The sequence below is a fragment of the Streptomyces scopuliridis RB72 genome, assembly GCF_000718095.1.
Lineage (GTDB): Bacteria > Actinomycetota > Actinomycetes > Streptomycetales > Streptomycetaceae > Streptomyces > Streptomyces scopuliridis.
The window spans coordinates 33,719-60,246 of record NZ_JOEI01000028.1; the positions used below are offsets into that span (position 1 = coordinate 33,719).

26 protein-coding genes are annotated in these 26,528 nt (G+C 70.5%); 18 read left to right on the forward strand and 8 right to left on the reverse strand.

What is annotated here, in order from left to right; all coding sequences use genetic code 11:
* The first annotated feature begins 190 nt into the window (after positions 1–190).
* Positions 191–904, forward strand: a complete 714-nt coding sequence (locus tag IF11_RS0129015; protein WP_030354722.1) for a histidine phosphatase family protein — start codon at positions 191–193, stop codon at positions 902–904.
* 25 nt (positions 905–929) lie between these two features.
* Complete coding sequence (locus IF11_RS0129020; RefSeq protein ID WP_078490982.1) at positions 930–3,740, forward strand: SpoIIE family protein phosphatase; 2,811 nt, start codon at positions 930–932, stop codon at positions 3,738–3,740.
* A 71-nt stretch (positions 3,741–3,811) separates the two neighbouring features.
* Here IF11_RS0129020 and IF11_RS0129025 read toward each other — a convergent pair whose 3' ends face one another.
* Positions 3,812–4,381, reverse strand: a complete 570-nt coding sequence (locus IF11_RS0129025; protein WP_030354724.1) for a TIGR03086 family metal-binding protein — start codon at positions 4,379–4,381, stop codon at positions 3,812–3,814.
* A gap of 63 nt (positions 4,382–4,444) precedes the next feature.
* Between IF11_RS0129025 and IF11_RS0129030 the strand changes: the two genes are divergently transcribed.
* From IF11_RS0129030 to IF11_RS0129040, 3 genes are read left to right on the forward strand one after another with little or no spacing between them, the layout of a single operon-like run.
* On the forward strand, positions 4,445–5,314 hold the full coding sequence (locus tag IF11_RS0129030; RefSeq protein ID WP_051746334.1) for an AraC family transcriptional regulator: 870 nt from the start codon (positions 4,445–4,447) through the stop codon (positions 5,312–5,314).
* Position 5,315: 1 nt separating this feature from the next.
* Positions 5,316–5,897: a GNAT family N-acetyltransferase gene (locus tag IF11_RS0129035; RefSeq protein ID WP_051746338.1), complete on the forward strand. Its 582-nt coding sequence runs from the start codon at positions 5,316–5,318 to the stop codon at positions 5,895–5,897.
* Complete coding sequence (locus tag IF11_RS0129040; RefSeq protein ID WP_030354727.1) at positions 5,894–6,628, forward strand: Mut7-C RNAse domain-containing protein; 735 nt, start codon at positions 5,894–5,896, stop codon at positions 6,626–6,628. The genes IF11_RS0129035 and IF11_RS0129040 overlap by 4 nt, the downstream gene beginning before the upstream one ends.
* Positions 6,629–6,657: 29 nt before the next feature.
* Here the strand turns inward: IF11_RS0129040 and IF11_RS0129045 are convergent, their stop codons facing one another.
* Positions 6,658–7,161 carry a hypothetical protein gene (locus IF11_RS0129045; protein WP_030354728.1) on the reverse strand — a complete coding sequence of 168 codons (504 nt, stop codon included), beginning with the start codon at positions 7,159–7,161 and terminating at the stop codon, positions 6,658–6,660.
* Positions 7,162–7,248: 87 nt separating this feature from the next.
* Here IF11_RS0129045 and IF11_RS0129050 point away from each other — a divergent pair, with 87 nt between their 5' ends.
* Together IF11_RS0129050 and IF11_RS0129055 are read left to right on the forward strand one after the other, a co-directional pair.
* Entirely contained in the window at positions 7,249–7,599 is a 351-nt protein-coding gene (locus tag IF11_RS0129050) for a YnfA family protein (protein ID WP_030354729.1), read from the forward strand.
* Between the two features lie 122 nt (positions 7,600–7,721).
* Positions 7,722–8,492, forward strand: a complete 771-nt coding sequence (locus IF11_RS0129055; RefSeq protein WP_030354730.1) for an SDR family NAD(P)-dependent oxidoreductase — start codon at positions 7,722–7,724, stop codon at positions 8,490–8,492.
* A gap of 52 nt (positions 8,493–8,544) precedes the next feature.
* On the opposite strand, the gene IF11_RS0129060 is transcribed toward IF11_RS0129055, so the two are convergent.
* Both IF11_RS0129060 and IF11_RS0129065 read right to left on the reverse strand, forming a co-directional pair.
* Positions 8,545–9,678, reverse strand: a complete 1,134-nt coding sequence (locus tag IF11_RS0129060; RefSeq protein ID WP_051746339.1) for a M20 family metallopeptidase — start codon at positions 9,676–9,678, stop codon at positions 8,545–8,547.
* A gap of 47 nt (positions 9,679–9,725) precedes the next feature.
* Complete coding sequence (locus tag IF11_RS0129065; protein WP_030354732.1) at positions 9,726–10,919, reverse strand: RtcB family protein; 1,194 nt, start codon at positions 10,917–10,919, stop codon at positions 9,726–9,728.
* 186 nt (positions 10,920–11,105) lie between these two features.
* On the opposite strand from IF11_RS0129065, the gene IF11_RS0129070 reads away from it, so the two are divergent.
* From IF11_RS0129070 to IF11_RS0129080, 3 genes are all read left to right on the forward strand, one after another.
* The gene (locus IF11_RS0129070) at positions 11,106–11,957 is read left to right on the forward strand and encodes a hypothetical protein (protein WP_030354733.1); all 852 of its coding nucleotides are present in this window, start codon (positions 11,106–11,108) and stop codon (positions 11,955–11,957) included.
* Between the two features lie 128 nt (positions 11,958–12,085).
* The gene (locus IF11_RS0129075) at positions 12,086–12,850 is read left to right on the forward strand and encodes a hypothetical protein (RefSeq protein WP_030354734.1); all 765 of its coding nucleotides are present in this window, start codon (positions 12,086–12,088) and stop codon (positions 12,848–12,850) included.
* A gap of 126 nt (positions 12,851–12,976) precedes the next feature.
* Positions 12,977–14,413 (forward strand): DUF2637 domain-containing protein, encoded by a 1,437-nt coding sequence (locus IF11_RS0129080; RefSeq protein ID WP_030354735.1) that lies wholly within the window; start codon positions 12,977–12,979, stop codon positions 14,411–14,413.
* 102 nt (positions 14,414–14,515) lie between these two features.
* Here IF11_RS0129080 and lysS read toward each other — a convergent pair whose 3' ends face one another.
* Positions 14,516–16,258, reverse strand: coding sequence for a lysine--tRNA ligase (lysS, locus tag IF11_RS0129085; RefSeq protein ID WP_030354736.1), 1,743 nt, complete (start codon positions 16,256–16,258; stop codon positions 14,516–14,518).
* Between the two features lie 141 nt (positions 16,259–16,399).
* On the opposite strand from lysS, the gene argS reads away from it, so the two are divergent.
* Positions 16,400–18,160, forward strand: a complete 1,761-nt coding sequence (gene argS / locus IF11_RS0129090; RefSeq protein ID WP_030354737.1) for an arginine--tRNA ligase — start codon at positions 16,400–16,402, stop codon at positions 18,158–18,160.
* 225 nt (positions 18,161–18,385) lie between these two features.
* The gene (locus IF11_RS0129095) at positions 18,386–19,531 is read left to right on the forward strand and encodes a methyltransferase domain-containing protein (RefSeq protein WP_030354738.1); all 1,146 of its coding nucleotides are present in this window, start codon (positions 18,386–18,388) and stop codon (positions 19,529–19,531) included.
* Positions 19,532–19,623: 92 nt separating this feature from the next.
* Here IF11_RS0129095 and IF11_RS0129100 read toward each other — a convergent pair whose 3' ends face one another.
* Both IF11_RS0129100 and IF11_RS0129105 read right to left on the reverse strand, forming a co-directional pair.
* A complete protein-coding gene (locus IF11_RS0129100) occupies positions 19,624–20,790 on the reverse strand; it encodes a lactonase family protein (RefSeq protein WP_030354739.1) in 1,167 nt (388 codons plus the stop codon).
* A gap of 246 nt (positions 20,791–21,036) precedes the next feature.
* Positions 21,037–21,606: a TetR/AcrR family transcriptional regulator gene (locus IF11_RS0129105; RefSeq protein ID WP_030354740.1), complete on the reverse strand. Its 570-nt coding sequence runs from the start codon at positions 21,604–21,606 to the stop codon at positions 21,037–21,039.
* A gap of 113 nt (positions 21,607–21,719) precedes the next feature.
* Here IF11_RS0129105 and IF11_RS0129110 point away from each other — a divergent pair, with 113 nt between their 5' ends.
* Positions 21,720–22,643, forward strand: coding sequence for an NmrA family NAD(P)-binding protein (locus IF11_RS0129110; protein ID WP_030354741.1), 924 nt, complete (start codon positions 21,720–21,722; stop codon positions 22,641–22,643).
* Positions 22,644–22,764: 121 nt separating this feature from the next.
* On the forward strand, positions 22,765–23,127 hold the full coding sequence (locus tag IF11_RS0129115; RefSeq protein WP_030354742.1) for a DUF952 domain-containing protein: 363 nt from the start codon (positions 22,765–22,767) through the stop codon (positions 23,125–23,127).
* 9 nt (positions 23,128–23,136) lie between these two features.
* Here IF11_RS0129115 and IF11_RS0129120 read toward each other — a convergent pair whose 3' ends face one another.
* Positions 23,137–23,622: an ATP-binding protein gene (locus IF11_RS0129120; protein WP_078490983.1), complete on the reverse strand. Its 486-nt coding sequence runs from the start codon at positions 23,620–23,622 to the stop codon at positions 23,137–23,139.
* Positions 23,623–23,733: 111 nt separating this feature from the next.
* Here IF11_RS0129120 and IF11_RS0129125 point away from each other — a divergent pair, with 111 nt between their 5' ends.
* From IF11_RS0129125 to IF11_RS0129140, 4 genes are all read left to right on the forward strand, one after another.
* Positions 23,734–24,561: a helix-turn-helix domain-containing protein gene (locus IF11_RS0129125; protein WP_030354744.1), complete on the forward strand. Its 828-nt coding sequence runs from the start codon at positions 23,734–23,736 to the stop codon at positions 24,559–24,561.
* On the forward strand, positions 24,558–24,797 hold the full coding sequence (locus IF11_RS0129130; RefSeq protein WP_030354745.1) for a DUF397 domain-containing protein: 240 nt from the start codon (positions 24,558–24,560) through the stop codon (positions 24,795–24,797). The genes IF11_RS0129125 and IF11_RS0129130 overlap by 4 nt, the downstream gene beginning before the upstream one ends.
* Before the next feature lie 86 nt (positions 24,798–24,883).
* Positions 24,884–25,684 carry a rhamnogalacturonan acetylesterase gene (locus IF11_RS0129135; protein WP_030354746.1) on the forward strand — a complete coding sequence of 267 codons (801 nt, stop codon included), beginning with the start codon at positions 24,884–24,886 and terminating at the stop codon, positions 25,682–25,684.
* A 42-nt stretch (positions 25,685–25,726) separates the two neighbouring features.
* Positions 25,727–26,515, forward strand: a complete 789-nt coding sequence (locus tag IF11_RS0129140; RefSeq protein ID WP_051746335.1) for an alpha/beta fold hydrolase — start codon at positions 25,727–25,729, stop codon at positions 26,513–26,515.
* Positions 26,516–26,528 lie beyond the last annotated feature (13 nt).

The window sequence follows — 26,528 nt, forward strand, 5'->3', positions numbered from 1 at the left end:
CGGGCCCCCCGCTGCGCTGTACGCAGCCGGCGCCCGGCTTACAGTGGCGCGACCGTGCCGGATTCCCACCGGACTTCCGTTCCGCCGTCGTGATTTCGACGTGAAGGTACCGCGATCCGGCGGACCGGCCAAGAGGACCTTTTTCCAGCACCCGGCCGGAACCAAGCCGGACCCAAGCAGGAAGGACCGTATGACCACCCGGCTCATGCTCATCTCACCGGCCATGAACCAGGCCCTGCGCGAGGCCCGCTTCCCTCATACCGAGGAGCCGGACGGCGACGGACCGGTCGGCGACGAGCTCGACGCCCTCGGGCTACGCGAGGCCGAAGCCGTACGGGAGACCTTCCCCGCCACCGATACCGCCACCACGTACGTCTCCCCCTCCCTCCGCTGCCGTCGCACCGCCGAGGCCCTCGGCCTGGACGCGAAGCCGCTGCCCGCCCTCGCGCCGTGCGCGATGGGCCGCTGGCAGGGCAGGACCCTCGACGAGGTGGCCGCCGCGGAACCGGACGCGCTGGCCTCCTGGCTGGCGGACCCGGCCGCCGCCCCGCACGGCGGCGAACCCCTGCTGGCGCTGCTCGCCCGCGCCGCCCACTGGCTCGACACCCTGGGCGAGGCCACGGCGAGCGACGGTGGCACAGCGGGCGACGGCGCTCCCGGCGGCGGCGCTCCCGGCGACGGCGCTTCCGGCAGCGGCACCGCGGGCGGCCGTGTCATAGCCGTCGCCGAACCGGACATCATCCGCGCCTGCGCGGTCCACTCCCTGGGCGCAACTCCTGCGGCCTTCTGGCGGATTGACGTACGCCCCCTCACCGCCACCGAACTCAGCGGCCGCGTCGGCCGCTGGAACCTGCTCAGCGGCCGCCCGCTCCACAGCGTCGGCCCACGCCCATTCGCCTTGTGAAGACAGGCGGTGTAGATGTAGGTACATGGCCCGACATATGGGTCGATCCTGGGCTCGGGCCTTGTCTGCCCGCTCCGGCCGGCGCCCACGGAGTCGGCGGCGTGATCACCCGCGCACGGCAGGCGAGCGGCGACGATGGTTCCAGCGCCGGGCCCCGCGGTTGCCGCAGGGGTGGCGTCGTCCGTCGTGGCTGAACGTCCGCACGCTCGCCGGGCAGGTCTTCATCCTGCAACTGGTGATCGTGCTGCTGCTCATCGGGTCCTCGCTGGTCTCGCTCCTCCTGGTGTCCCGGCATGACACCGAACAAGAGGCGCGCAACCGCTGCCTCTCCGTCGCCACGGCGTTCGCGAACTCGCCGGGGATCGCGCCCGCCCTGCGGGCACCCGACCCCACCGCGATCCTCCAGCCGCGCGCCGAGGCGGTCCGCAAAGCCTCCGACGTCGACTTCGTCGTCGTACTGAACACGAAGGGCATCCGGCTCACCCACCCCAACCCCCAACGCATCGGCGAGCACTTCATCGGACACATCGGCCCGTCGCTGAAGGGCCACACCATCACCGAGATCGTGCCGGGGACGCTCGGCCCCTCCGTACGGGCGGTGACCCCCGTCAAGGACGCGCACGGGAAAGTGGTCGGCCTCGTATCGGCCGGGATCACCATCGCCAAGGTGCAGAGCCTCGCCAACCGCGAGGTCCCGATCGTCCTGGGCGCCGCCGCCGCCTCGCTGGCCCTCGCCACCGGCGGCACCGCGCTGGTGAGCGGCCGGCTGCGCCGTCAGACCCATGGCCTGGAGCCCGTCGAGATGGCGCGGATGTACGAGCACCACGACGCGGTCCTGCATGTCGTACGCGAAGGGGTGCTCATCGTCGACGGCGACGGCCGGCTGGTGCTCGCCAACGACGAGGCGGTCCGGCTCCTCGATCTGCCCCCGCGGCCGGAGGGCCTCAACGTCACCGATCTCGGCCTGGACCCGCAGATGACCGATCTGCTGTCCTCGGGGCGCGTCGCCACCGACGAGGTACTGGCGACCGGAGAGCGGCTGCTCGCGGTCAACAACCGCTCCACGGACCGTGACGGAGGCCCGCCGGGCACCGTCGCCACCCTCCGCGACTCCACCGAGCTGCGCGCGCTCACAGGCCGGGCGGAAGCGGCGCGGAAGCGCCTCAAGCTGCTGTACGACGCGGGTGTGGAGATCGGCACCACCCTCGATGTGACCCGGACCGCCGAGGAGCTGGCGCGGGTGTCGGTCCCGCGGTTCGCCGACTTCGTGGCCGTGGACCTGGCGGAGGCCATCCTGCGCGGTGAGGACCCGGCGGGGGTCACCGCCGCCTCCGAACTGCGCCGTACGGCCGTGGTCGGCATCCATGACGACCACCCCTTCTACCCGCTGGGCGCGCGGTTCACGTTCCGCCCCTCGACACCGCAGGCACGGAGCCTGCGCAGCGGGCGCGGGACCGTCGAGCCGGCTCTCGGCCAGGCCGAGGGCTGGCGGTCCCAGGACCCCGAGCGAACCGCCCGGGTCGTCGCGTACGGCGTCCACTCCCTCATCACGACCCCGCTGCGCGCGCGGGGCGTGCTCCTGGGGCTCGTCAGTTTCTGGCGTGCGGAGCGGCCGGAGCCCTTCGAGGAGGAGGACGTGTCCCTCGCCGAGGAGCTGGCCAACCACGCGGCGGTATGCATCGACAACGCCCGTCGCTACACCCGCGAGCACACCATGGCGGAGACGCTCCAGCGCAGCCTGCTCCCCCGGCGGCTGCCGGAGCAGACCGCCCTTGATGTCGCCTACCGGTATCTGCCCGCGGAGTCGGGGGTGGGCGGCGACTGGTTCGATGTCATCCCGCTGCCCGGCGCCCGCGTGGCCCTGGTCGTGGGCGATGTCGTCGGACACGGCCTGCTCGCGGCGGCGACGATGGGCCGGCTGCGTACGGCGGTCCACAACTTCTCGTCGCTCGATCTGCCGCCCGACGAGATCCTCTCCCATCTGGACGATCTGGTCACCCGTATCGACCACGACGAGGGCATCGCGGGCGGCGGCGCCGTGGTCACGGGCGCGACCTGTCTCTACGCGATCTACGACCCGGTGACCCGGGTCTGTTCCATGGCCCGGGCCGGCCATCCGCCACCCGCGCTGGTCGGCACGGACGGCAACGTGGAGTTCCTCGATCTGCCGGCCGGGACCCCGCTGGGCCTGGGCGGGCTGCCGTTCGAGACGGTGGAGCTGCGGCTGCCCGAGGCCAGCCATCTGGTGCTGTACACCGACGGACTCATCGAGGACCGCGACCGGGAGATCGACGACGGGCTCCATATGCTGCGCGCCGCGCTGGCCCACCCGCACCGGGACCCGGAGGAGACCTGCACGGCGGTGCTCGAAGCGCTGCTGCCCGACCGCCCGAGCGATGACATCGCGCTCATCGTCGCCCGTACGCGCGTGCTCCAGCCCGACCGGATCGCGGAGTGGGAGGTGCCCTCGCATCCCTCGGAGGTGTCGCGGGTGCGGGCCGCCGTGGCCCGGCAGCTGGCGGACTGGGGGCTGGACGAGCTGGCGTACCCCACCGAGCTGATCCTCAGCGAACTGATCACCAACGCCATCCGCTACGCCCTCGGCCCGATCAAGGTGCGGCTGCTCCGCGACCGCTCCCTGATCTGCGAGGTCTCCGACTTCAGCAGCACCTCGCCGCATCTCAGATACGCGGCGGCCACCGACGAGGGGGGCCGGGGCCTGTTCCTCGTCGCGCAGTTCACCGAACGCTGGGGCACCCGGTATACGGCGGAGGGCAAGGTCATCTGGACCGAGCAGTCGCTGCCGTCGGGCGCCGGACCCGTCACGGAGAGCTGACGGCGCCACGAACGGCCGACCGACGCGCCACGGACGACCGACCGACGCGCTACGGACGCGCCATGAACGATCTACGGACGGCTCCAGCCCGGGTCGCGCCCCGTCATGGCCAGCAGCGCCTCGAACGGACCCGCGTCCTCGCCCACCGGCACGGGCTCCCCGAACACCCCCATCTTCCGCGCCGTCGGAGCCAGCGCCCCGAACTCCGCCCCGAGCATCCCGACGAGCGCCGCGTCCGGCTCGTACGGCTGCCCCGTGGCCCGCGCCAGGTCCCATCCGTGGACAGCGAGATCGCCGACCACCATCGCGCCCACCGTCCTGGCCGGCATCCCCATCGCCCCCGAGGTGCCCTCCTCGGCGCCCGGCGCGTCCCAGGCCGCGATGAGCCGTACGGTCTCGTCGGCGAACCGGTCGCGCCACGCCCCCGTCAGATGCTCGGGGGCGGCGCCGAAGTCGGAGTCCTTCTTGGCGGCCAGCGCCTGGAAGTTCACGATGACCTGGAAGAGATGGTCGACGAGGGCGTGTACGTCGTACTCCGCGCACGGGGTCGGCGCGGTGAGCTGGTCGTCGGTGATGTTCCGGACCACGGTGACGGTACGGTCCGCCGCCGCCTCCAGCAGCTTGCTGATGGTGTCGTTCATGGCCGTGACCGTAGGAAACGGCGCTCCCCGGCGTCTTGAAGAAACGCGACATAGGATCCGGGCATGGCAGGACCACGGCGTGACACCCGGGGCATCGTCGACGCCCCCGGGCTCTTCGCGCGGGTACGGTTCCGGCGCCGCGAGCCCGCTCCGGCCCTGCGGCCGTATCTGGAGCACTACTGGCTGATCGACTGGGATCTCGACCAGCCCTACGCCTCCCATGTCGTGCCGCATCCCTCGGTCAATGTGGTGTTCCAGCGGTTCGGCCCCGGGGCGGACAGCCCGGCCTTCGCCGAGGTCGCGGGCGTCGGCCTGGAGCTGTTCACCCAGAAGCTGGCGGGGCGGGGCCGGGTGTGCGGGGTGCAGTTCAGGCCGGGCGGCTTCCGGCCGTTCGCGCCGGGGTGGCCCGTATCGGAGTGGACGGGGCGGCGCGTGCCGATCGCCGAGGTCATGCCGGCGACGGACGCGGACATCGCGGCGGTGCTCGGCCCGCCCGACGCCCCGGAGGACGCGCGGGTGGCCGCGCTCGACTCGTATCTGCTGGGCATCGGCCCGCGCCCGGACCCGCGGGCGGCACACGCCATGGCGGTGGCGGACCGGATCCGTACCGACCGCACGATCCGGCGCGTGGCCCGGCTCTCCGAGGCGGAGGGGGTGTCGGTGCGCTCGCTGCAACGGCTCTTCGCCGCGTATGTGGGGGTGGGACCGAAGTGGGTGATCCTGCGGTACCGCATTCACGAGGCGCTGGAGCGCGCGGAGTCGGAAACGGGTACGGAGGTGGAGTGGGCGGAGCTGGCCGCCGAGCTCGGCTACAGCGATCAGGCCCATCTCGTACGGGACTTCACGGCGACGGTCGGTGTGCCCCCGACGGCGTACGCCAGACCACCGGCAGCCGGACGCCCCGATGTCAGACCCCCGCCCTACAGTGCGTGACATGGAGAGTGAAGCACCGCGGGTACGGCTGGATCCCTGGGCCGAGGGCGATCTCGGTCTGCTCCGCGCCATGAACGCGCCGGAGCTGATGAGCCATCTGGGCGGCCCCGAGACCGAGGACCAGCTGCTCACGCGGCACAGACGGTACGTCGACCTGAGCGCGGACCGGACGGGCCGGGGCCGGATGTTCCGGATCGTGCTGCTGCCCGCCGGCGAGGCCGTCGGCACGATCGGGTTCTGGGAGCAGACCTGGCAGGGCCGACAGATATACGAGACGGGCTGGGGGGTGCTCGCCGCCCATCAGGGGCGCGGCATCGCGGCGGCGGCAGCGGCGGCCGTCGTGGAGAAGGCGCGCGCCGAGAGCAAGTACCGCTATCTGCATGCCTTCCCGTCCGTCGGCAACCGGTCGTCGAACGCGCTGTGCGGCCGGGTGGGGTTCTCGCTCCGGGGCCCGTGCGAGGTCGAGTTCCCGAAGGGGCATCTGATGCGCGCCAACGACTGGCGGCTGGACCTGACGCCCGGCGCGGAGGGCCAGGAAAGCCCTGGCCCGGCCCCCGCGTCCGATGGCATCCTGACGACGTGAACGGACCGGAGATCCAGATCGATTTCGCCCCTGAGCTGCGCCTCTTCCTCCCCGCGGAGCGGCGTCAGGGACGTACGTGCCTGCTCACCGACGGGGCGTCCACGCTCGGTCACGCCATCGAATCGCTGGGTGTCCCGCTCACCGAGGCCGGACCGCTGCTCGTGGACGGCCGCGAGGTGCCGGTCTCGCACATCCCCGCCGCGGGCGAATCCGTCGAGGTACGGGCCGTGAGCCGCCCCCAGCGGGTGCCCGGCGCTCCCCTGCGCTTTCTGCTGGATGTCCATCTCGGCACGCTCGCGCGACGGCTGCGGCTGCTCGGCGTCGACGCGGCGTACGAGAACGAGGACCTCGGCGATCCGGCCCTGGCCACCCTCTCCGCCGCCGAGCGCCGGGTGATGCTGTCCCGGGACCGCGGGCTGCTGCGGCGCCGCGAGATCTGGGCCGGGGCGTATATCTACAGCGACCGCCCCGACGACCAGCTCCGGGATGTCCTGGAACGCTTCGCGCCCGCCCTCGCGCCCTGGACCCGCTGCACCGCCTGCAACGGCGGCCTGGGCCCCGCCGACAAGGAGTCCGTGCAGGAGCAGCTGGAGCACGGCACCCAGCGTTCGTACGACGTCTTCGCCCAGTGCACGTTCTGCGGCCGGGTGTACTGGCGCGGCGCGCACCACGCGAGGCTGGCGGCGATCGTCGAGGACGCGGTACGGGAATTCGGCGACGCCGCCGCGTAGGCCCTGGCCGGACGGCTGTCCGCGCGCGGTCAGAAGACGTACGGGTCCCCGGTGGCCGGGGCCAGCACCCGGTGCCGGTGGTTCTCGGGGTTCGGGTCGCTCGCGCCGCCGTTCCAGGCGGTGTCGATCTGTACGACCGCCTCGACCGGCCGGCTGACCGCCTTCAGGTCGAGAGCCGTCTCCTGGCTCCGCGCGCCCGCCCGGAGCTGACCCGTACGGCAGAGGACCACCCGGTCCCCGCCCCACAGACAGTTCGCCGGCAGGCTCCGGCCGGCCGCGACGGCCACCGAGAAGGTCAGCCGCACGGTCGCGTCCGCGAGCGCGGACGGGCCGTGGTTCTCGGACTCGAAGCGGACCGTCAACTGGTCGCTCCACAGCGACACATGTCCGTGGTGCGCGAGATCGGCCTCCGGTACGACAGCACCCCGGACGCCGTCGGTCCCGGCGTCGGCTCCGACGCCGGGACCCGCTCCCATCACCACCGCCGTGACGGCCGACACCGCCACCAGCAACGCCTTGCGCTTGACACCCATGGCGGGAACATACCGATCATCACACCGCGAATCGGGCCGGCTGTGGGCCCGGCGCGCACTCGGTCACCCACATGACACGCTGTCCCCATGCTCGTGCTCCGCTCCGTCGCCCTTTTCGCGCTCGCCGCCGTCTTCGAGATCGGCGGCGCCTGGCTCGTCTGGCAAGGGGTACGCGGCGACGGCACCGGCGGCGGACGCGGCTGGATCTGGATCGGCGCCGGGGTCATCGCGCTCGGCGCGTACGGCTTCGTCGCCACGCTCCAGCCCGACGGCGAGTTCGGCCGCATCCTCGCCGCGTACGGCGGGGTCTTCGTCGCGGGCTCGATCGCGTGGGGCATGGTCGCGGACGGCTACCGCCCGGACCGCTGGGATGTGACCGGAGCGCTGATCTGTCTGGCCGGTATGGCGGTGATCATGTACGCGCCCCGCGGCCACTGACGCACCGCGCCCCACCACCCCTGAGGTCCGCGCTCCGGACACCACGGGCACCCGCCCGCGCACCCTGCCTATCCTGGCCGTGTCCGACATCGATCATCGCTCACACGCGCGAGGAGTACGTCATGACCGCCGCGGGGACCATCGCCGTCATCACCGGAGCGAGCAGCGGCATCGGCGCCGCCACCGCCCGCCAACTCGCGACCGCCGGCTACCACGTCATCGTCACCGCCCGCCGCAAGGACCGTATCGAGGCGCTCGCCGCCGAACTGACCGCCGCCGGGCAGCGCGCCACCGCGTACGCCCTCGATGTCACCGACCGCGCGGCCGTCGACGCCTTCGCCGCTGAGCTGGACCGCTTCCCCTCCGTGAACGTACTGATCAACAACGCCGGGGGCGCGCTCGGCGCCGACCCGGTGGCCACCGGCGACCCCGCGGACTGGCGCCAGATGTACGAGACGAACGTCCTCGGCACGCTCAATGTCACCCAGGCACTGCTGCCCGCCCTCACCGCGAGCGGCGATGGCACGGTCCTTGTCCTCTCCTCCACCGCCGGCCACAGCACATACGAGGGCGGCGCGGGCTATGTCGCGGCCAAGCACGGCGCCCATGTCCTCGCCGAGACACTCCGCCTGGAGATCGTCGGCACGCCGGTCCGGGTGATCGAGATCGCGCCCGGCATGGTCAAGACCGACGAGTTCGCCACCACCCGCTTCCACGGCGACACCGAGAAGGCGGCGAAGGTCTACGCGGGCGTCGCCGAACCGCTCACCGCCGACGATGTCGCCGACACCATCACCTGGGCGGTCACGCGCCCGAGCCATGTGAACATCGACCTGCTGGTGGTACGCCCCCGCGCCCAGGCGTCCAACTCCAAGGTCCACCGCGAGCTGTGACGCCCGTGGCGGCCAGGGCCGGGACCACACCGCTATGTGTGGCGAATCGCGTTCATGTCTTGCGAATCGCGTTCACCAGTCCGGCGACAAGGTGCGCCCGCTCCGCCATGGCCCCGATCACCAGATACTCGTGGTCGGCGTGGGCACCGCCCCCGACCGCTCCGAGGCCGTCGAGTGTCGGCACGCCCAGCGCGGCCGTGAAGTTGCCGTCGCTTCCGCCGCCGACCGCCCTGCCTTCGAGGCCGGGAAGCAGCCGCTCGGCCACCGCGAAGAGTTCGGCCGACGCCGACTCGGGCATCGGGGGCCGGCTGACAGCTCCCTGGACCGTGATCTCCGCCTCGTCGAGATGCGGAGTCAGTGCCGCGAACGCCGACTCGACGCGTTCCTTCTCGTCGGCCGACTCGACCCGGACGTCGACGATGACGGTCGCCTCCGCGGGAACGACGTTGTCCAGGGTTCCCGCGGACGCGACGGTCGGGGTGACGGTCGTGCCGATCTCGGGCCGGCCGAGCGCCGCGATGTCCAGTACCTGGTGTGCTGCCTCGATCAGCGCGTTGACCCCGGCCGCGGGCTCAAGGCCCGCGTGCGAGGCCCGGCCCGTGATGGAGACCTGGAACGTGCCGCAGCCCTTACGACCGGTCTTCAGGGCTCCGCCTTCCGCAGCGCCCTCGCACACGAGCACAGCGCCGCAGGCAAGGGCTCGCTCTTCGATGAGGGCCCGGGAGGAGCGGGAGCCGACCTCTTCGTCGGCGGTCACCAGGATCTCGACGCCCGACCGGTCGTCGAGCGTCGCCAGACCATGAACGGCCTGCACCAGACCGCCGAGCATGTCGAAGACCCCGGGGCCGGTCGCATGCCCTTCCTCGGCCATGAACGGGCGGCGCGCGAGGGTGCCGAGCGGGAACACCGTGTCGTGGTGGCCGAGGATCAGTACCTTCGGATCGCCGCCGGCCGACCAGTGGACGTGCGGCCCGGCCTCGCTCTCGACGAGGACCGCCCGCCCGCCGAGGCGGCTCTCGATGAGAGCGGCGACAGCCGCGGCCGATGCCGTCAGGGCGTCGAGGTCGCGCGACGGAGACTCGATTTCGACGAGTGTCCTGAGGTCCTCGATCATCGCGTCAACACTCACATCGACCGCACGGACCGCATCGCCCACGTCGACGGCCTTGTGGACGGTCTCGCGCATCGTCACGTCGCCATCGTACGTGCCCGGCCGCGGACCACGGCTGCCGCTCAGCCCTTCACGCAGATGACCTGCTTCAGCTTCGCCACCACCTGTACCAGGTCCCGCTGCTGCTCCATGACCTGCTCGATCGGCTTGTACGCGGCCGGGATCTCGTCCACGACGCCGGCGTCCTTACGGCACTCCACGCCCCGCGTCTGCTCCTCCAGGTCCCGCGTCGAGAACCGGCGCTTGGCGGCGTTACGGCTCATCTTCCGGCCCGCGCCGTGCGAGGCCGAGTTGAACGACGCCTCGTTCCCCAGGCCCTTCACGATGTACGAACCCGTACCCATGGAGCCCGGGATGATGCCGAAGTCGCCGCTGCCCGCACGGATCGCGCCCTTACGCGTGACCAGCAGGTCCATGCCCTCGTACCGCTCCTCGGCCACATAGTTGTGGTGGCAGGAGATGACCGGTTCGAAGGTCACCCGGGCCTTCTTGAACTCCTTGCGGACCACGTCCTGGAAGAGCGCCATCATGATCGCGCGGTTGTACTTCGCGTACTCCTGCGCCCAGAAGAGGTCGTTCCGGTACGCCGCCATCTGCGGGGTGTCCGCGATGAAGACGGCCAGATCCCGGTCGATCAGCCCCTGGTTGTGCGGCAGCTTCTGGGCCTCGCCGATGTGGTGGTCGGCCAGTTCCTTGCCGATGTTCCGGGATCCGGAGTGCAGCATCAGCCAGACCGAATCCGACTCGTCGAGACAGAATTCAATGAAGTGGTTCCCGCTTCCGAGCGTTCCCATCTGCTTTATGGCGCGCTCCTGACGGAATTTGACCGAATCGGCGATTCCGTCGAACCGCTCCCAGAAGTCACCCCACCCGGCCGTCGGGAATCCGTGCAGACGCCCCGGATCCACCGCGTCGTCGTGCATGCCACGCCCCACCGGAATCGCCTGCTCGATCTTGGAGCGCAGCCGCGACAGATCACCGGGCAGATCGTTCGCCGTCAGCGACGTCTTCACCGCCGACATCCCGCACCCGATGTCCACACCGACCGCCGCCGGGCAGACCGCTCCGTGCATCGCGATCACCGAACCGACCGTCGCGCCCTTGCCGTAATGCACGTCCGGCATCACGGCGAGGCCCTTGATCCAGGGCAGTGTGGCGACATTCCGGAGCTGCTGCATGGCGCCCTCTTCGACCGTCGCGGGATCCGCCCACATCCGGATCGGCACCTGCGCGCCCGGCATCTCTACGTACGACATAACCCCTCGATTCCCCCGAAAGTCACATAACGCAAAAGCCGGAACCAGGGCCGTCAAAAGAGACAGCCGACCAGCATCGACGGCGTTGCGTGCGATAGACATTGTGTCCATCGACCGTCATCCGGCGGCAAGCAGTTTTCGCGTGGAGCCCCGCGCGGAACCCCGCACAGAAGGGAGCCCGGGACCGTGCAGCCAAAGGCGCGCAAGGCGTACGTACCCGGCCTGGCGGCGCTCCTCGTGGCCCTGGTCGCCGGCTGCTCGGGGGGCGGCGCCGCGGACGGCACCGTCACCGACACCAAGCCGGGCGGCCCCACCACCGCCACCACCGCTCAGCCCGGCAAGTACCGCACGCTCCGCGAGCCCTGCGGCTCCGTACCGCGCTCCATGCTCAAGGATCTCCTGCCCGGCGCCGCCTCGCTCCCCGAGGAGCAGCAGACGAAGGTGTACCAGGGCACGGCCTCCGTGACATACGACACGGACCGCCGCGTCGGATGCAGCTGGAAGGCCACCTCCCCCGACGCGTCGAATCAGCTGATGATCGACCTCGAACGCGTCGTGTCGTACGACCCGGCCGTGAGCGACGCCGACCGGGCGCAGGAGGTCTACACGAAGAAGGAGACGGCCGCGGGGCTGTCCCCGGCCTCCGGGACGCCGAGCGGCACGCCCTCCACCTCGGGTACGGGTACGGGTACGGACACGGCCCCCGGCACGACCACGCAGACCGGCTCCCCCTCCGCTTCCGGAAGCCCTTCTGGGACCCCGTCCGGGACGCCGTCCGACGGCACGACCCCCGACGGCCTCGAACCGCGCGTTCTGGACAGCCTCGGCGATGCCGCCTTCCTGGACGATGTCCTCGCCCGCCCCGGCGCGGCCGCTCAGCAGCGCTCGGTGAGCGTGGTGTTCCGCACATCGAACGTGATCGTGACCGTCCGGTACACCGAGCAGCCCGCCCACCCCACCGTGGTCCCCGACAGCAAAGAACTGCAGGACAAGGCGCAGGGACTGGCCCGGACGCTCAACGAGCAGCTCAACGAATAGCCGCCGCCGTCCCCACCGCCCGCCCCGGCCGCGCGGGGCACGGACTCCGGCTCCGGGAGCCCGCGGACCCGGCTCGGCGGTTACCGTGGCCGATCGGACCGTACGACAACCGACCGACTGAAGGAACCATGCACCGTTCAGCCTCGCGACTCACCCGCATACTCGCCTGCGCAGCCGTTCCGGTGATGCTCGTCGTCGCCGGCTGCTCGTCCGACTCCGGCGGCAAGAGCGACGCCGACGGCTCCTCGTCGAGCCCGAGCACCTCGCCGACCCCGACCGTGACGCCGGCCAAGTACAGCGGGCTCCCCGACGCCTGCGACACGATCGACGCGAAGACGGTCGGCTCGCTCGTTCCCAAGGTCAAGAACAAGGGCGGTACGTCCGGCAAGTCCAGCGACATCGAGACCCGCGGCAGCTGCTCCTGGAACGGTCTGGACGACAAGGGCGTCAAGGGCTCGCAGTACCGCTGGCTCGATGTCTCCCTCATGCGGTACGACTCCGACGCCACGCTCGGCAGCGGCGCCAAGCGCGCCGGCGAGTACTACGCGAAGGAGGTCGCCGGGGCCCAGGGCACGGCGGGCGCCAAGAGCCTGAAGTCTGTCGCCACGGCCGGTATCGGCGACCAGGCGACGCTGGTCACGTACACCCTCAAGAAGACCGACGAGGACTTCGCGTACGCCACGGTCGTGGCCCGCGCGGAGAATGTCGTGATCACCCTCACGTACAACGGCGCCGGGTACGCGGGCGCGAAGTCGCCCAGCTCCGCCGATCTGACGAAGGACGCGGAGAAGGCTGCCAAGGAGGCCGTGACGGCGATCGCCGCAGGCTCCGCGGACGCGCCGGGCGCCGGAGAGAGCTCCAAGGCCCCGTCGGAGTCGGCCAAGGCGAGCTGAGGCGCTCCCCGCGCCACGCCGTCCGCACACATGTGCCAGGCTGTGCCCGCCGGGTGTCGGGTCGTCGAGTGGTTGTTGTCGAGTACCTGACGCCCCATACAGGCCGAATACGGGAGGAGATCGCGGGTGGCCGCGATGCAGCTGACACGCACGCACCGGATTCTCATCGGGATCGTGGTGTTCGGAGCGGTGATCATCGCCGCGATCGGATTCGCGGGGTCCTACGCCGCCGTGCGCGAACTCGCCGAGGCCAAGGGCTTCGGTACGTTCTCCCTGGTCTTCCCGATCGGTATCGACGCGGGCATCTGCGTCCTGCTGGCGCTCGACCTCCTCCTGACCTGGATGCGGATCCCGTTCCCGCTGCTGCGCCAGTCGGCGTGGCTGCTGACGGCCGCGACGATCGCCTTCAACGGCGCCGCCGCCTGGCCGGACCCGCTGGGCGTCGGGATGCACGCGGTGATCCCGCTCCTCTTCATCGTCTCCGTCGAGGCGGCGCGCCACGCGGTCGGCCGGATCGCGGACATCACCGCCGACAAGCACATGGAGGGCGTGCGGCTCACGCGCTGGCTGCTCTCACCCGTCCCCACCTTCAAGCTGTGGCGCCGGATGAAGCTGTGGGAGCTGCGTTCGTACGAGCAGGTCATCAAGCTCGAACAGGACCGGCTCATCTACCAGTCGCGCCTTCAGGCGCGGTTCGGGCGCAACTGGCGCCGCAAGGCGCCGATCGAGGCGCTGATGCCGCTCCGGCTCGCGAAGTACGGCGTACCGCTCGCCGACACCGCGCCGTCGGGGCTGGCCGCCGCCGGCATCGAGCCGGTGCTGCTGCCGCCCGCGCCCGCGGTGGCCGAACTCCCGCAGGGCCGGGGCGAGATACCCGCTGCGGACCCGTCCCCGCCCCCGCAGCAGACGGAACCGCAGCCCCAGCAACAGCCTCAGCCGCAACCTCAACAGCAGCAGATACCGCCGCAGTTGCGGAAGCAGGAGCAGGATCCCCAGCAGCCGCAGCCGCACCCCCAGCACCCCGAGGCCCAGCAGCAACCCCAGCCCCAAACCGAGCAGCCCCAAAGCGAGCAGCCCCAGTCCCAGGCAAGCCCCTGGTTCGCGGCCCCGCAGGTGCAGGAGGCCGCGTACGAGGGCACCTACAACCCCGCGTACACCGAAGGCCCGGAACCCGCGCCGGTGATGATCCCCGCCGGCCCCGGCCGCAGCCGCCCGCTCGGCGGGGTGCCCAGTCAGCGCGTGGAGGGCCCGTACGCGGCCCCGGAGCCGGAACGGCCGCAGTACGCCGAACCCGCCCCCGTCCAGGACCAGCCCGAGGAACTGCCCGTCCCCGCCCTCCCCGACGACCTCTCCCGCGAGGAGGCGTACTTCAGCGCCTTCCGCAAGTACATCAGCGAGAACGGCGACTTCCCCAACAGCCGCCAGTTCGGGCTGTACTTGGTCGATCTGTACGGGATCACCGGCCGCACCGGCGGCCCGCTCACCGAGAGTTCGCTCCGGCCGTATCTGAAGGACTTCCGCTCCCGTTACCAGTCGGAACTGGACGACGAGTACATCGCGTAGGCAGACCGAGCCCGTCCACGGCCGCACCCGGTCACAGCGAAGGGCCCCCACCCACGCGGGCGGGGGCCCTCCTGCGTCAGCAGCCGTAACCGGGCCTCAGCCTCAGCCGCCGAGCAGCTTCCGCACCCGGTCCGCGCCCACCGCCAGCAGCAGCGTGGGCAGCCGCGGCCCGGTGTCCCGGCCGACCAGCAGCCGGTAGAGCAGCGCGAAGAACGAGCGCTGCGCGGTCTTCAGCTCGGCCGTGGGCTTGGCGTCGGGGGCCAGGCCCGCCATGATCTTCGGCACGCCGTAGACGAGCGTGGTCAGCCCGTCCAGCGACCAGTGGCTGTCCAGGCCCTCCAGCAGCAGCCGCAGCGACTCGCGCCCCTGCGCGTCGAGCGAGTCCAGCAGTTCCTGGTCCGGCTCGGAGCGCACGATCGTCCGCGCCTCGGCCGGCACCTGGCTGGTGATCCAGTTCTGGGCGCGGTCCAGTCGGGGGCGCGCCTCGTCCAGCGAGGCCAGCGGCCGGGCCGGGTCCAGCTCGCTGAGGATCCGCAGGGTCTGCTCCTCGGCACCGGCCGTGATGTCCACGACCGAGGCCAGCGTGCGGTACGGCAGCGGGCGCGGCGTACGCGGCAGCTCACCGGCCGCCGTGCTCGTGGCGCGGGAGTACGCGGCGGCGTCGGCCGGCAGGACGGAACCGTCGGCGACCTTGCGCTCCAGCGCGTCCCACTCGTCGTACAGCCGCTGGATCTCCTGGTCGAAGGCGATCTTGAACGACTGGTTGGGCCTGCGCCGCGCGTAGAGCCAGCGCAGCAGCGGCGCCTCCATGATCTTCAGCGCGTCGGCCGGGGTCGGCACGCCGCCCTTGCTGGACGACATCTTCGCCATCCCGGAGATCCCGACGAAGGCGTACATCGGGCCGATCGGCTGGACGCCGTCGAAGATCTCGCGCACGATCTGCCCGCCGACGACGAACGAGGACCCCGGCGAGGAGTGGTCGACCCCGGACGGCTCGAAGATCACGCCCTCGTACGCCCAGCGCATCGGCCAGTCGACCTTCCAGACCAGCTTGCCGCGGTTGAACTCGCTCAGCAGCACGGTCTCGGAGAAGCCGCACTCCGTGCAGGTGTACGTGAGCGCGGTCGTCTCGTCGTCATACGCGGTGACGGTGGTGAGGTCCTTGCCGCAGCCGCCGCAGAAGGGCTTGTACGGGAAGTAGCCGGCGGCCCCGCCGCTGCCGTCGTCCTCGGCCGCCGCGCCCGAGCCCTCGACGGCCTCCAGCTCGGCTTCCTCGACCTTCTTCTGGGGCCCCTTCGCCGCCTTGGCCGGTGCCTTGTCCTTGGTCCGGTACCGGTCGAGGATCGCGTCGATGTCCGCGCGGTGCTTCATCGCGTGCAGGATCTGCGCGCGGTAGGCGCCCGAGGTGTACTGCTCGGTCTGGCTGATGCCGTCGTACTCGACGCCCAGCTCGGCCAGCGCCTCGGTCATCGCCGCCTTGAAGTGCTCGGCCCAGTTCGGGTACGCCGACCCCGCCGGGGCGGGCACGGACGTCAGCGGCTTGCCGATGTGCTCGGCCCAGGACGTGTCCGTACCCGGAACGCCGGCCGGGACCTTGCGATAGCGGTCGTAGTCGTCCCAGGAGATCAGATGCCTGACCTCGTACCCACGCCTGCGGATCTCGTCCGCGACCAGGTGCGGGGTCATGACCTCGCGGAGATTCCCCAGGTGGATGGGGCCGGAGGGGGAGAGTCCGGACGCGACCACGACCGGTTTGCCCGGGGCACGTCGCTCCGACTCGGCGATGACATCGTCCGCGAAACGGGAGACCCAGTCGGTCTCGGTGCTCTGAGCCACGATCGGCACGTCCTTCTTCTTTCTGGTACGCCCAAACTTTCCGGCGGCTGCCATTCTCCCAGCTACCCCCGGGAGAGCGAAAATGGCTTGTTACCCCATGGGATACTGGGCAGGACTTCCCTCCGCACCCAACAGGAACGGCACCAGCCCATGGCCTCGGTCACTTCCCTCGCTTCGACCGTCGATCAGCGCATCGCGGACGCCCTCTCGGCAGCCCTGCCGGAGGCCGGTCCCGCGAGCCCGCTGCTCCGCCGAAGCGACCGGGCCGATTTCCAGGCCAATGGTCTCCTGGCGCTCGCCAAGCAGCTCAAGGGCAACCCGCGCGAGCTGGCGGCACGGGTCGTGACATCGCTCCCCGCCGATGACGTGATCAAGGAGATCGAGGTCTCCGGCCCCGGCTTCCTCAACATCACGATCACGGACCGGGCGATCATCGAGACCCTCGCGGCCCGCGCGGCGGACGCCCGGCTCGGCGTCCCGTACGAGCCGGACCCGGGCACGACCGTCGTCGACTACGCGCAGCCGAACGTGGCCAAGGAGATGCACGTCGGGCATCTGCGCTCCGCCGTGATCGGCGCGGCGATGGTGGAGATCCTGGAGTTCACGGGCGAGAAGGTGGTCCGGCGCCATCACATCGGCGACTGGGGCACGCAATTCGGCATGCTCATCCAGTATCTGATCGAGCACCCCCACGAGCTGGACCACAAGGGCGCCGCCACCTCCGGCGAGGAGGCGATGTCCTCCCTGAACCGGCTCTACAAGGCATCGCGGACGCTCTTCGACTCCGACCCGGAGTTCAAGGCGCGCGCCCGGGACCGGGTGGTGCACCTCCAGGCCGGTGACAAGGAGACGCTGGCCCTGTGGCAGCGGTTCGTGGACGAGTCGAAGATCTACTTCTACTCGGTCTTCAACCAGCTCGACATGGAGATCCGCGACCCCGACATCGTCGGCGAGTCCGGCTACAACGACATGCTGGAGGAGACCTGCCGGATCCTGGAGGAGTCCGGGGTCGCGGTCCGCTCCGAGGGCGCGCTCTGTGTCTTCTTCGACGATGTGAAGGGCCCGGACGGCAACAAGGTCCCGCTCATCGTCAAGAAGTCCAACGGCGGCTACGGCTACGCGGCCACCGACCTCTCCGCGATCCGCGACCGGGTGCGGAACCTGTCGGCGACGACCCTGCTGTACGTGGTCGACGCGCGCCAGTCGCTGCACTTCAAGATGGTCTTCGAGACCGCCCGCCGGGCCGGCTGGCTGAACGACGAGGTCCACGCCGTCCAGCTGGCCTTCGGCACGGTCCTCGGCAAGGACGGCAAGCCGTTCAAGACCCGTGAGGGCGAGACCGTACGGCTGGTGGACCTGCTGGACGAGGCGGTCGAGCGGGCGACGGCGGTCGTACGGGAAAAGGCGAAGGACCTGAGCGAGGACGAGATCGCCGAGCGCGGCAGCCAGGTGGGCATCGGCGCGGTGAAGTACGCCGACCTGTCCACGTCCGCCGCCCGCGACTACAAGTTCGACCTGGACCAGATGGTCTCGCTGAATGGCGACACGTCCGTCTACATCCAGTACGCGTACGCCCGTATCCAGTCGATCCTGCGCAAGGCGGGCGACGCGAAGCCGGCCGCCCACCCGGAACTGGACCTGGCCCCGGCCGAGCGGGCACTGGGCCTGCACGTGGACCAGTTCGGCGAGGTCCTGGCGGAGGTCGCGTCGGCGTACGAACCGCACAAGCTCGCCGCGTACCTGTACCAACTGGCGTCGCACTTCACGACGTTCTACGACCAGTGCCACGTACTGAGCGACGACAACCCGGCGGAGCTCGTCGAGAACCGCCTCTTCCTCTGCGACATCACGGCCCGCACGCTCCACCAGGGCCTCGCGCTCCTGGGCATCCGCGCCCCCGAGCGCCTGTAACGCTCCGTACGCACTACAGGGCGCCACCGCAAGCAGCGGTGGCGCCCTTTCTCTCATACCTGGCGCACCGATAGCCTCTGATTACAGCAAGTTACGTCAGCGTGCGAAGGGGAGACCGATGGGCGGCAGTCACAGCGGGAAGCCCGACCCGGCCGAGAGCGACGGACACAAACCCGACAAGCCAATTCCGCCGGCCGATCCGAAACGACCTGAAACGCCGAAGAGGTGAGCAGAGAAAGCTCTCGGGTCGGCCTCGTCGAGGAGCTGACCCGAGGGGGCTACCTCTCCCCCTCGTGGCGCGACGCGTTCACGCGGGTCGATCGCAAGCAGTTCATCCCGGACCGCATCTGGGTCCGGGGCGACGACGGCTACCACCCGCTCAACCGCACCACCGATCCCGACCGCTGGCACGCCCTTGTCTATGACGATCAGGCACTCGTCACCCAGGTCGAGGACAACGGCGGTGGCACGGCGCTCATCCCCTCCAGCTCGGCGAGCATGCCGCGCGTCGTCGCCACCATGCTCGACGCCCTCGCCGTGGCCGACGGACAGACTGCGCTGGAGATCGGCACCGGCACCGGCTACAACGCCGCTCTCCTCAGCGAACAGCTCGGCGACCGGCACGTGGTCTCCATCGAAGTGGACCCCCGTATCGCGGACACCGCACGAGCGAGCCTGAAGGCCGCCGGTTACGCCCCCACGGTCATCACCGGCGACGGCGGGCTCGGTTGTCCCCCGTACGCGCCGTACGACCGGATCATCGTCACCTGCGCCCTCCATACGGTGCCGTACGCCCTGGCGGAGCAGACCGCTCCCGGCGGGGCGATCGTGCTGCCGTGGGGGACCGGCCTGTACAACGGCGTCCTCCTGCGCCTCACCGCAGGCGGTGACGGCACCGCGAGCGGCCCCGTCATCGGTGACTCCGCCTTCATGTGGAACAGGGGCGAGACCCCCCACCGGGACGTCATGGCCACCGTCAAGGAACAGGACCGGGCCACAGCCTCGCGCACCTGCCTCGACCCCCGGCTCGTACTCGGCGACGAGAACGCCGCCTTCACCGCGGGAATCCTCGTGCCCGACTGCCGTTACAGCGTCGGGCACGGCCCCGACGGCGAGTTCACGCTCTGGCTGGCCGACCATGCCACCAGCTCCTGGGCCAGTGTCGACTACGTCCCCGACGCGGCGGAGCATGACAGCCGGCAGTACGGCCCCCGCCGGCTCTGGGGCGAGGTGGAGGCCGCGTACGCCTGGTGGCAGAGCGCTGGATCACCGGACCGCACCCGGTACGGCCTCACTGTGAACGCCGCCGGTCAGCACCTCTGGCTCGACAGCCCGGACACTCTGGTGCCGGAGAGGCACCAGGTGGATTGACCCGCAGCGACAGCTACACCGTTCCCGTTCACGAGGAAGGCCGCGTGAACGGGAACGGTGTGGCACATGCTGTGCCCGATGCGATGGACGCGTCAGAGCGCGACGATGCCTTCGCCGCCGACTCCGTCGGGGACCTTGGTGGTGCTGATCTTGGTCAGCGAGCCGTCCCGGTTGATACGGAAGGCGTCGACCGCGCCCGCGCCGCCGGTCTGGACGTAGAGGAAGTGGCCGTCGGGGGTGATGGACGAGTCCACCGTGCCCGTGCCCGTCGGGGTGTTGCCCAGCGGTTCGAGGTGGGCCTCGCGCGTCTGGCGGAAGCGGGACAGGGTGTTGCTGCCCGCGTTGGAGACGTAGAAGTGGTCGCCGTTGCGCACGATCCAGCAGCTGGCCTGCTGGCCGGTCGGTGTGTCGTCGACGAGGGTGGTCCGGCCGTCCGTGTGGAGACGGAACGTCAGGACGCTGTTCTCCGCCCCGTCGGCGACGACGAGCCGGTTGCGCGCGTCGAAGGTCAGCCCGAACGGCTGCGCGCCCGCCTTGCTGTCCACCACAGGCTTGGCGGACGGTGTGCCGTCGCGGCCGAGGGGGAAGACCTCGATGCTGTTGCCGCCCAGCTTGGTCGTGACGACCAGCTGCGATCCGTCGGGGGTGAAGGCCACCTGCCCCGGGGTGTGGGTGAACTCGGGTGCGGTGCCGGTGTTCAGGTGCAGCGCACGGTTCCAGTCCGCGACCCGGTGCAGCTTGCCCTCCTTCAGCCGGTAGCCCTGGATGGAGCCGCCCTCGCGCGCGTTGAGTACGAATACCCGGTCCCCGTGCGCGGTCACGCTGACCGGGAACACGCCGCCGGAGGCGATGACCTGCTTACGGTGGAGCCGGTCGCCCTCGACCGAGAACACGGTGACCGTGTTGCTGCCGGCGTTCACCGCGTACAGCAGCTTGTGGTGAGGGTCGTACGTCAGCGATCCCTGCGAGGCGAGGTGGTCGACGGCAGAGCCGCCGAGGACACCGCCCTTGCCGCCGGTGCCGTACACCGTACGGCGGTGCAGCGAACCGTCGGCGTCGCGACTGTAGGCGATCACCTGGTTGCCTTCGACACGGTCGTTCTGGACGAACACCGCCCTGCCGTGGCCCCCGGCGGGCGGGGCGGGTGTGGCGGTGGCGCCGGCGGTGGCGCTGGCGGGCACAGCGAAGGCGACCGTCGAGAGGGCCACGGTCACGGCGACCTTGGCAATACGGGTGAACCTGCGGGTAGTTGTCGGCATCTGCCTCTTCCTGAGTCGGGCCGGCCGGGGGGCGACTCCAGTGAGGCGGGCGCACACCGCGGCCGGCGCAGGGCGTCATTCCGCCGTCATATTGAGGGGAGGAGAGCTCGCGCCGACGGACCATCGCCCATCGGGTAATTCCTTCGGATGATCAGGGGACGCGAACGGTCGCACGCCAGGCGGGCGCACCGCCCCCGCTTCCGGCTCCGCTTGTCGCACGCCCTGCTCAGCTCCGGGGCCCGGTGTTCAGCTGCGGGGGCTCAGTCCCGCCACGGCCAGCCGGAACAGCCGGTCCGCCTGGGCAGCGGGATCGGGGTGGTGCTCCGAGGCCAGGGCGATGCCGACGATCAGCGTGATCAGTTCGCCGATGGTGATGCCCCGCTCCACCGCGCCGTCCTGCACCGCGCGGTGGAGCAGTGGGGCCCCCGCCTCTTCGATCGCCGCCGAGCAGGCGTTCTCGTACACCGAGTCGGGCCCGGCCTCGTCGTCGTAGGCCAGCGCGGCAGCGAAGCCTCGGGCGGAGGCGCAGTAGGCGACCACGTCACTCAGCCATTCCAGCAGCGCGCTCCGGCTGTCGTCCTCGCCCGCCAAGTCGTGGGCGCGGACACACAGTGCCTCGATCCGCGTCCGGGAAACCGCCTTCAGCAGCGCGCTGCGGGTGGGGAAGTGCCGGCGCACCGTCGCCGAGCCGACCCCCGCGGTGCGGGCGATCTGTTCCAGGGACGCGTTGACGCCGTGCGCGGCGACCTCCTCCTCGGCCACGGCGAGGATGCGCGCGTAGTTGCGCCGGGCGTCCGCGCGCTGGTGGGCGGGCACGGCGTCACCTCCGGTTCTGTTAAGTGGCGGGCCCCGCCGTATTGTATCGTCAGCTTAAGTGGCGGGCCCCGCCACTTAAGTCCGAGCAAGCCGCGAGCAACCCGAGGAGCGTCATGTCCCCCGATCCCGCACCCGTCCTGGTCACCGGCTCCACCGGCAGGCAGGGCGGCGCCACCGCCCGCGCCCTGCTCGCGGCGGGCGTTCCCGTCCGCGCCCTGGTCCGCGACCCGGCCACCGGCCGGGCCAGGGCCGTCGAGGCGCTCGGCGCCGAACTGGTCACCGGCGACCTCCACGACCGCGAGTCCGTCATCCGGGCCGCCGAGGGCGCCCGCGCCGTCTTCTCCGTGCAGATGCCGGCCATGACCGGGGACACCTTCGATTTCGAAGGGGAGATAACCCAGGGCGTCAACCTGATCGAGGGCGCGAAGGCCGCCGGCGTACCGCAGTTCGTACACACGTCCGTCAGTGGCGCCGGTCAACACACCGGGACTCCCGGCTGGGCGGAAGGCCGCTGGGCTTCGATGGAAGCCACCCTCGGCGCCAAGAGCGCGATCCAGGACCGGGTGCGCGAGGCCGGCTTCCCCCACTGGACGCTCATCAAGCCCGGCTTCTTCATGGAGAACTTCCTGCCGTCCATGGCGTTCCTCTTCCCACGCGGGATCAAGGGCGGCATCGTGTCCGTCCTGAATCCCGCCACCCGGCTGTCCCTCGCCGCGGTGCGGGACATCGGCAGGGCGGCCACCGCGGCCATTACGGCGCCGGAGCGGTTCGACGGGGTCGAGCTGGAGCTGGCGAGCGACTACCTGTCGATGACGGAGATCGCCGAGGTCCTCTCCCGCGCCCTGGATACGGAGCTGTCCGCGCCGGACATGACCGAGGAGGAGGCCCGCGCCGCCGGAATGCCGGGGATGGGCGCCGGGCACGAGTGGATGAACGTCGCCGGCCAGCCGGCCCGCCCGGAGTACGCGAAGGACCTCGGCATCCCCCTCACCAGCTTCGAGGAATGGGCACAGGAACACATGCGGGCCAGGGCCTGACGCCGCTCTGATCCCGGGTCGGCCGGCCGACCCGGGATCAGAAGGCGCTCCAAACCCCTACGACCCCCAGAACACCGACCGGCGAGCGTGTGGCGGGGCGGGGTCGGGTACGACTGAGCGCATGATCTTCCATCTGCTTCCCCTCGACGACTGGCGACGCGACCCGGACCAGCCGTACGCGCCCGCGTCGCTCGCCACCGACGGTTTCATCCACTGCTCCCCGGACGAACCGGTCACCCTGGCCATCGCCAACGCGTTCTACCGCGACACGGCCCGCCCGCTGCTGGCGCTGCTCATCGACGAGGAGTCACTGAAAGCGCGGTTGGTCTGGCAGCAGGCCGAGAAGGCGCCGCCCGGGGTCGCGGACGACACCCGGTTCCCCCATGTGTACGGCCCCCTCAACCGCGATGCGGTGACCGAGATTCGGGAGGTCGAGTGGGACGCGACGGGTGCTGCGGTGGCGCTCGGGGACGCGGAGATCTAACGGCGGTGCCTATGGTCCGGGCGGCAGGAGATCCGTCCAGCCCTCCGCGTGGTGAGTGACTGACGGGGGCGTTGTCTCGTCGGCTTCCTTCTGGTCCACCGCGAACTCGCACCACACCACCTTGCCGGGGTTCCGCTCCCCGACGCCCCACTTGTCGGCGAACGCCGCGACGAGCAGCAGACCGCGCCCGCCCTCGCCGTCCGGCGAATGAACAATCTGGGGGACGCCGGGACCGCTGTCGTGCACTTCGATACGGAGGACGTCGCCGTCGTACCGCAGGTTCAGTCGAAACCCACGGCCGGGCGGTACGCCGTGCAGCAGCGCGTTGGTGCAGAGCTCACTTACGCACAGCAACACGTCGTCGGCGGGGAAGCCTTCGGTCAAATCCCAGTCGACCAGGGCCCAGTGGGTGAACTTCCTGGCTGCGGGAACGGACCGCCGGTCACGGCGGAAGAACCTCTCCCGGAGAACGAAGTGGCGAGTTGTCGCATTCATGGAGCGATCGTTGCGGAGAGTGACTAACGTAGAACAGTGAGGGAGCCCGTACGGATTTTTTGTACGGCCTCCGATCGATCAAGCACGGGCTGGCACGGGGAGTTGGTCGGCATGAGTCCCAGGAAACGTCTCAACAAGAAGAGTTCATCCGCGATGAAGATGCTGGGCGCCCAAGTGGCGGCGTTCCGCAGGGCGGCGGGGTACACGCAGCGGTCACTGGCCGAACGCATCGTCGCGGACGAGGAGACCATCGCCTCGATCGAGCAGGGAAGACGACCGCTGAAGGAAGATCTGGCAAAGACCCTGGATGAGTTGCTTGATACCAAGGGCGCGTTGTCGGTCGGAGTCGACAACATGCCGGAGATCGACCTTTTCCCGCTGTGGGCGGAGCAGTTCCTGGACCATGAACGCGAGGCGATCGTCCTGTCCTCGTACCAGAATCAGGTACTGCCCGGACTGCTCCAAACCGAGGCTTACGCCCGCGAGGTCTTCTGCAACCGCGTCCCGGCATTCGACAGGGACGAGATCGAGATCAAGACCGCGGCCCGTATCGACCGGCAGGAGATCCTGCACCGCAAAGTTCCGCCGACCATCAACTACGTGATCTGGGAACCGGTGTTCCGCCTCCCCATCGGCGGCCGAGAGGTCTACGCCGACCAAATCCGCCATCTTCGCACTTGCGCCGAACTCCCAGGCCTCTCCATCCAATTCCTACCCCTGCACCGCGCGACCCACGCCGGGCTCGATGGCCCGTTCATCCTCTTGGAGACGCCCGATCACCAGCATCTCGCCTACAACGAGACCCAGCGCGGCAGCCAGTGGGTCTCCGATCCCGACGAGGTATCCATCCTGGCGCGCAAGTATGCGATGCTGCGATCGCAGGCCCTCACCCCCGAGGACACCAGGGGCCTGCTGGGCGAGCTTCTAGGAGAGCAATGAACACCGCGCTTCAGTGGTTCAAATCCAGCTACAGCGGCAGCGAAGGCGGCGACTGCCTCGAAGTCGCCTACAACTGGCGAAAGTCCAGCCACAGTGGCAGCGAGGGCGGCGACTGCCTCGAAGTCGCCTCATGCCCCCACGCCGTCCACATCCGCGACTCCAAGAACCCCACAGGCCCCACCCTCACCCTCGCCCCCACCGCCTGGGCCGCCTTCACCGCCTACGCGGCCAACTGACCCCACACACCCGGCAACCTTCCGGCTCCCTGCGGCGACATCCGGCTGACGACGGCACCACCCCCCACACCCGTCAGGAGTCCCGGATGCCCCCCACCAGCCGCAGGCGCTTCCTCATTGGCACCACTGCCGCGCTCGGCGCCGGCGCCGCCGCCACCCTCGGCCTCCCCGGCACCGCGTCCGCCGCCCCCAGGGCAGTCGCCACGCTCTACATCGCCAGCGACTCAACCGCGCAGACGTACAACTCCGGCTATTACCCCCAGGCGGGCTGGGGCCAGACACTCCCCGGCTTCTTCACCTCGAACATCACGGTCGCCAACCGCGCGATCGGCGGCCGCAGTTCACGTTCGTTCATTGAACAGGGCAGGCTCGCCGCCATCCACGACGTCATCAAGCCGGGCGACTACCTCTTCGTACAGTTCGGCCACAACGACGCCACCACCGGCAACCCCGAGCGCTACACCTCACCCGCGGACTACAAGGAGTACCTGCGCAACGACTACATCCGCACGACCCGCTCCCGGGGCGCGACGCCCGTCGTGGTCACCCCCGTCTCACGGCGCTCGTACAACGAGTCCACCGGGCAGTTCAACGTGTCCTTCCCCCAGTACGTGGACGCCGCCAAAGCCGTGGCCGCGGAGGAGGGTGTGCCATTGGTCGATCTGTCCGCGCTCAGCCGTACGTACTTGAACGGGGTCGGCATCGAGGCGTCCAAGAACGTCTTCCTGTGGCTGAACCCGGGCCAGTACCCCAACTTCCCGAACGGCGTCCAGGACAACACCCACTTCCAGCAGAACGGCGCCACCCAGATGTCCCGCTTGGTGGCCCAGGCGGTGGCCCGGCTCGGGCTGCCGCTCTCCGGCGAGGTCAGGCCGACCGCGGTGTGAACCCGGCCCGGCTCACGGCAAGCAACGTGGTTGTATGACGGAATGGATCAGCGAGAGACCTCCTCCGTCACGGCCCCGGCCACAGTCGTTCAGCTGCCCCTCATGCGCTGGGGGCGGCCCGACGCGTCGCGGCGCGCCCTGTTGCTCCACGGACTGACCTCGGCCGCGGCCTGCTGGTGGCGCGTGGCGGACGAACTGGCCGAAGCCGGCTGGTCGGTCACCGCCCCCGATCAGCGCGGCCACGGCCTCGCGCCCCGTACGCGGCGCTACGACATCGAGGGGTTCGCCGCCGACGTACTGCCCCTCGTCCCGAACGGCGGCGGCGCGTGGGATCTGGTCGTCGGACACTCCCTCGGCGGTGTCGTGGCGACCGCGGCGGCGAGCGCCGAGCCCGGCTGGGCGGCGCGCCTCCTGCTGCTCGACCCCGTCATCACGGTCTCGGGCGGGGTCGAGGACTTCGTACGCGGCACCCTCACCGAGCTCAACGCGACCGAGGAGTCACTGCTCCGCGACCACCCGGAGTGGCACCCCGAGGACGTGTTCCTCAAGGTCCAGGCAGCGCACCGGACCAGTCCGTACGTCGCCGAGAGCTTCCTGCGGCACAACACGCCGTGGTCGTACGAGAAGGAGCTGACGGAGTACGCCCGCCCCGTGACCGTGCTCGCCGCCGATCCGGAACACAACCCTGCCTTCACTGCCGACGAGGGCCGCCGCATCGGCCACTCGAAGGCGGACTTCCACTGGACGGCGGTCGAGGGAGCGAGCCACTCCATCTACCGCGACAACCCTGCCGCGGTGATCGCGGCGGCGCTGGGCGGGCCCGAGCGGTAACCGCACAGGGCGA

Excerpts from the sequence above, each read along its gene's own strand:
- IF11_RS0129035 (WP_051746338.1), top strand. The coding sequence starts at position 5,316 with ATGGAGAGTGAAGCACCGCGGGTACGGCTGGATCCCTGGGCCGAGGGC.
- IF11_RS0129075 (WP_030354734.1), top strand. The coding sequence starts at position 12,086 with ATGCACCGTTCAGCCTCGCGACTCACCCGCATACTCGCCTGCGCAGCC.
- IF11_RS0129055 (WP_030354730.1), top strand. The coding sequence starts at position 7,722 with ATGACCGCCGCGGGGACCATCGCCGTCATCACCGGAGCGAGCAGCGGC.
- argS (WP_030354737.1), top strand. The coding sequence starts at position 16,400 with ATGGCCTCGGTCACTTCCCTCGCTTCGACCGTCGATCAGCGCATCGCG.
- IF11_RS0129140 (WP_051746335.1), top strand. The coding sequence starts at position 25,727 with ATGGATCAGCGAGAGACCTCCTCCGTCACGGCCCCGGCCACAGTCGTT.
- IF11_RS0129045 (WP_030354728.1), bottom strand. The coding sequence starts at position 7,161 with ATGGGTGTCAAGCGCAAGGCGTTGCTGGTGGCGGTGTCGGCCGTCACG.
- IF11_RS0129125 (WP_030354744.1), top strand. The coding sequence starts at position 23,734 with ATGAGTCCCAGGAAACGTCTCAACAAGAAGAGTTCATCCGCGATGAAG.
- IF11_RS0129025 (WP_030354724.1), bottom strand. The coding sequence starts at position 4,381 with ATGAACGACACCATCAGCAAGCTGCTGGAGGCGGCGGCGGACCGTACC.
- IF11_RS0129130 (WP_030354745.1), top strand. The coding sequence starts at position 24,558 with ATGAACACCGCGCTTCAGTGGTTCAAATCCAGCTACAGCGGCAGCGAA.
- IF11_RS0129065 (WP_030354732.1), bottom strand. The coding sequence starts at position 10,919 with ATGTCGTACGTAGAGATGCCGGGCGCGCAGGTGCCGATCCGGATGTGG.
- IF11_RS0129135 (WP_030354746.1), top strand. The coding sequence starts at position 24,884 with ATGCCCCCCACCAGCCGCAGGCGCTTCCTCATTGGCACCACTGCCGCG.
- IF11_RS0129120 (WP_078490983.1), bottom strand. The coding sequence starts at position 23,622 with ATGAATGCGACAACTCGCCACTTCGTTCTCCGGGAGAGGTTCTTCCGC.
- IF11_RS0129100 (WP_030354739.1), bottom strand. The coding sequence starts at position 20,790 with ATGCCGACAACTACCCGCAGGTTCACCCGTATTGCCAAGGTCGCCGTG.
- IF11_RS0129015 (WP_030354722.1), top strand. The coding sequence starts at position 191 with ATGACCACCCGGCTCATGCTCATCTCACCGGCCATGAACCAGGCCCTG.
- IF11_RS0129050 (WP_030354729.1), top strand. The coding sequence starts at position 7,249 with ATGCTCGTGCTCCGCTCCGTCGCCCTTTTCGCGCTCGCCGCCGTCTTC.
- IF11_RS0129020 (WP_078490982.1), top strand. The coding sequence starts at position 930 with ATGGCCCGACATATGGGTCGATCCTGGGCTCGGGCCTTGTCTGCCCGC.
- IF11_RS0129030 (WP_051746334.1), top strand. The coding sequence starts at position 4,445 with ATGGCAGGACCACGGCGTGACACCCGGGGCATCGTCGACGCCCCCGGG.
- IF11_RS0129110 (WP_030354741.1), top strand. The coding sequence starts at position 21,720 with ATGTCCCCCGATCCCGCACCCGTCCTGGTCACCGGCTCCACCGGCAGG.
- IF11_RS0129115 (WP_030354742.1), top strand. The coding sequence starts at position 22,765 with ATGATCTTCCATCTGCTTCCCCTCGACGACTGGCGACGCGACCCGGAC.
- IF11_RS0129060 (WP_051746339.1), bottom strand. The coding sequence starts at position 9,678 with ATGCGCGAGACCGTCCACAAGGCCGTCGACGTGGGCGATGCGGTCCGT.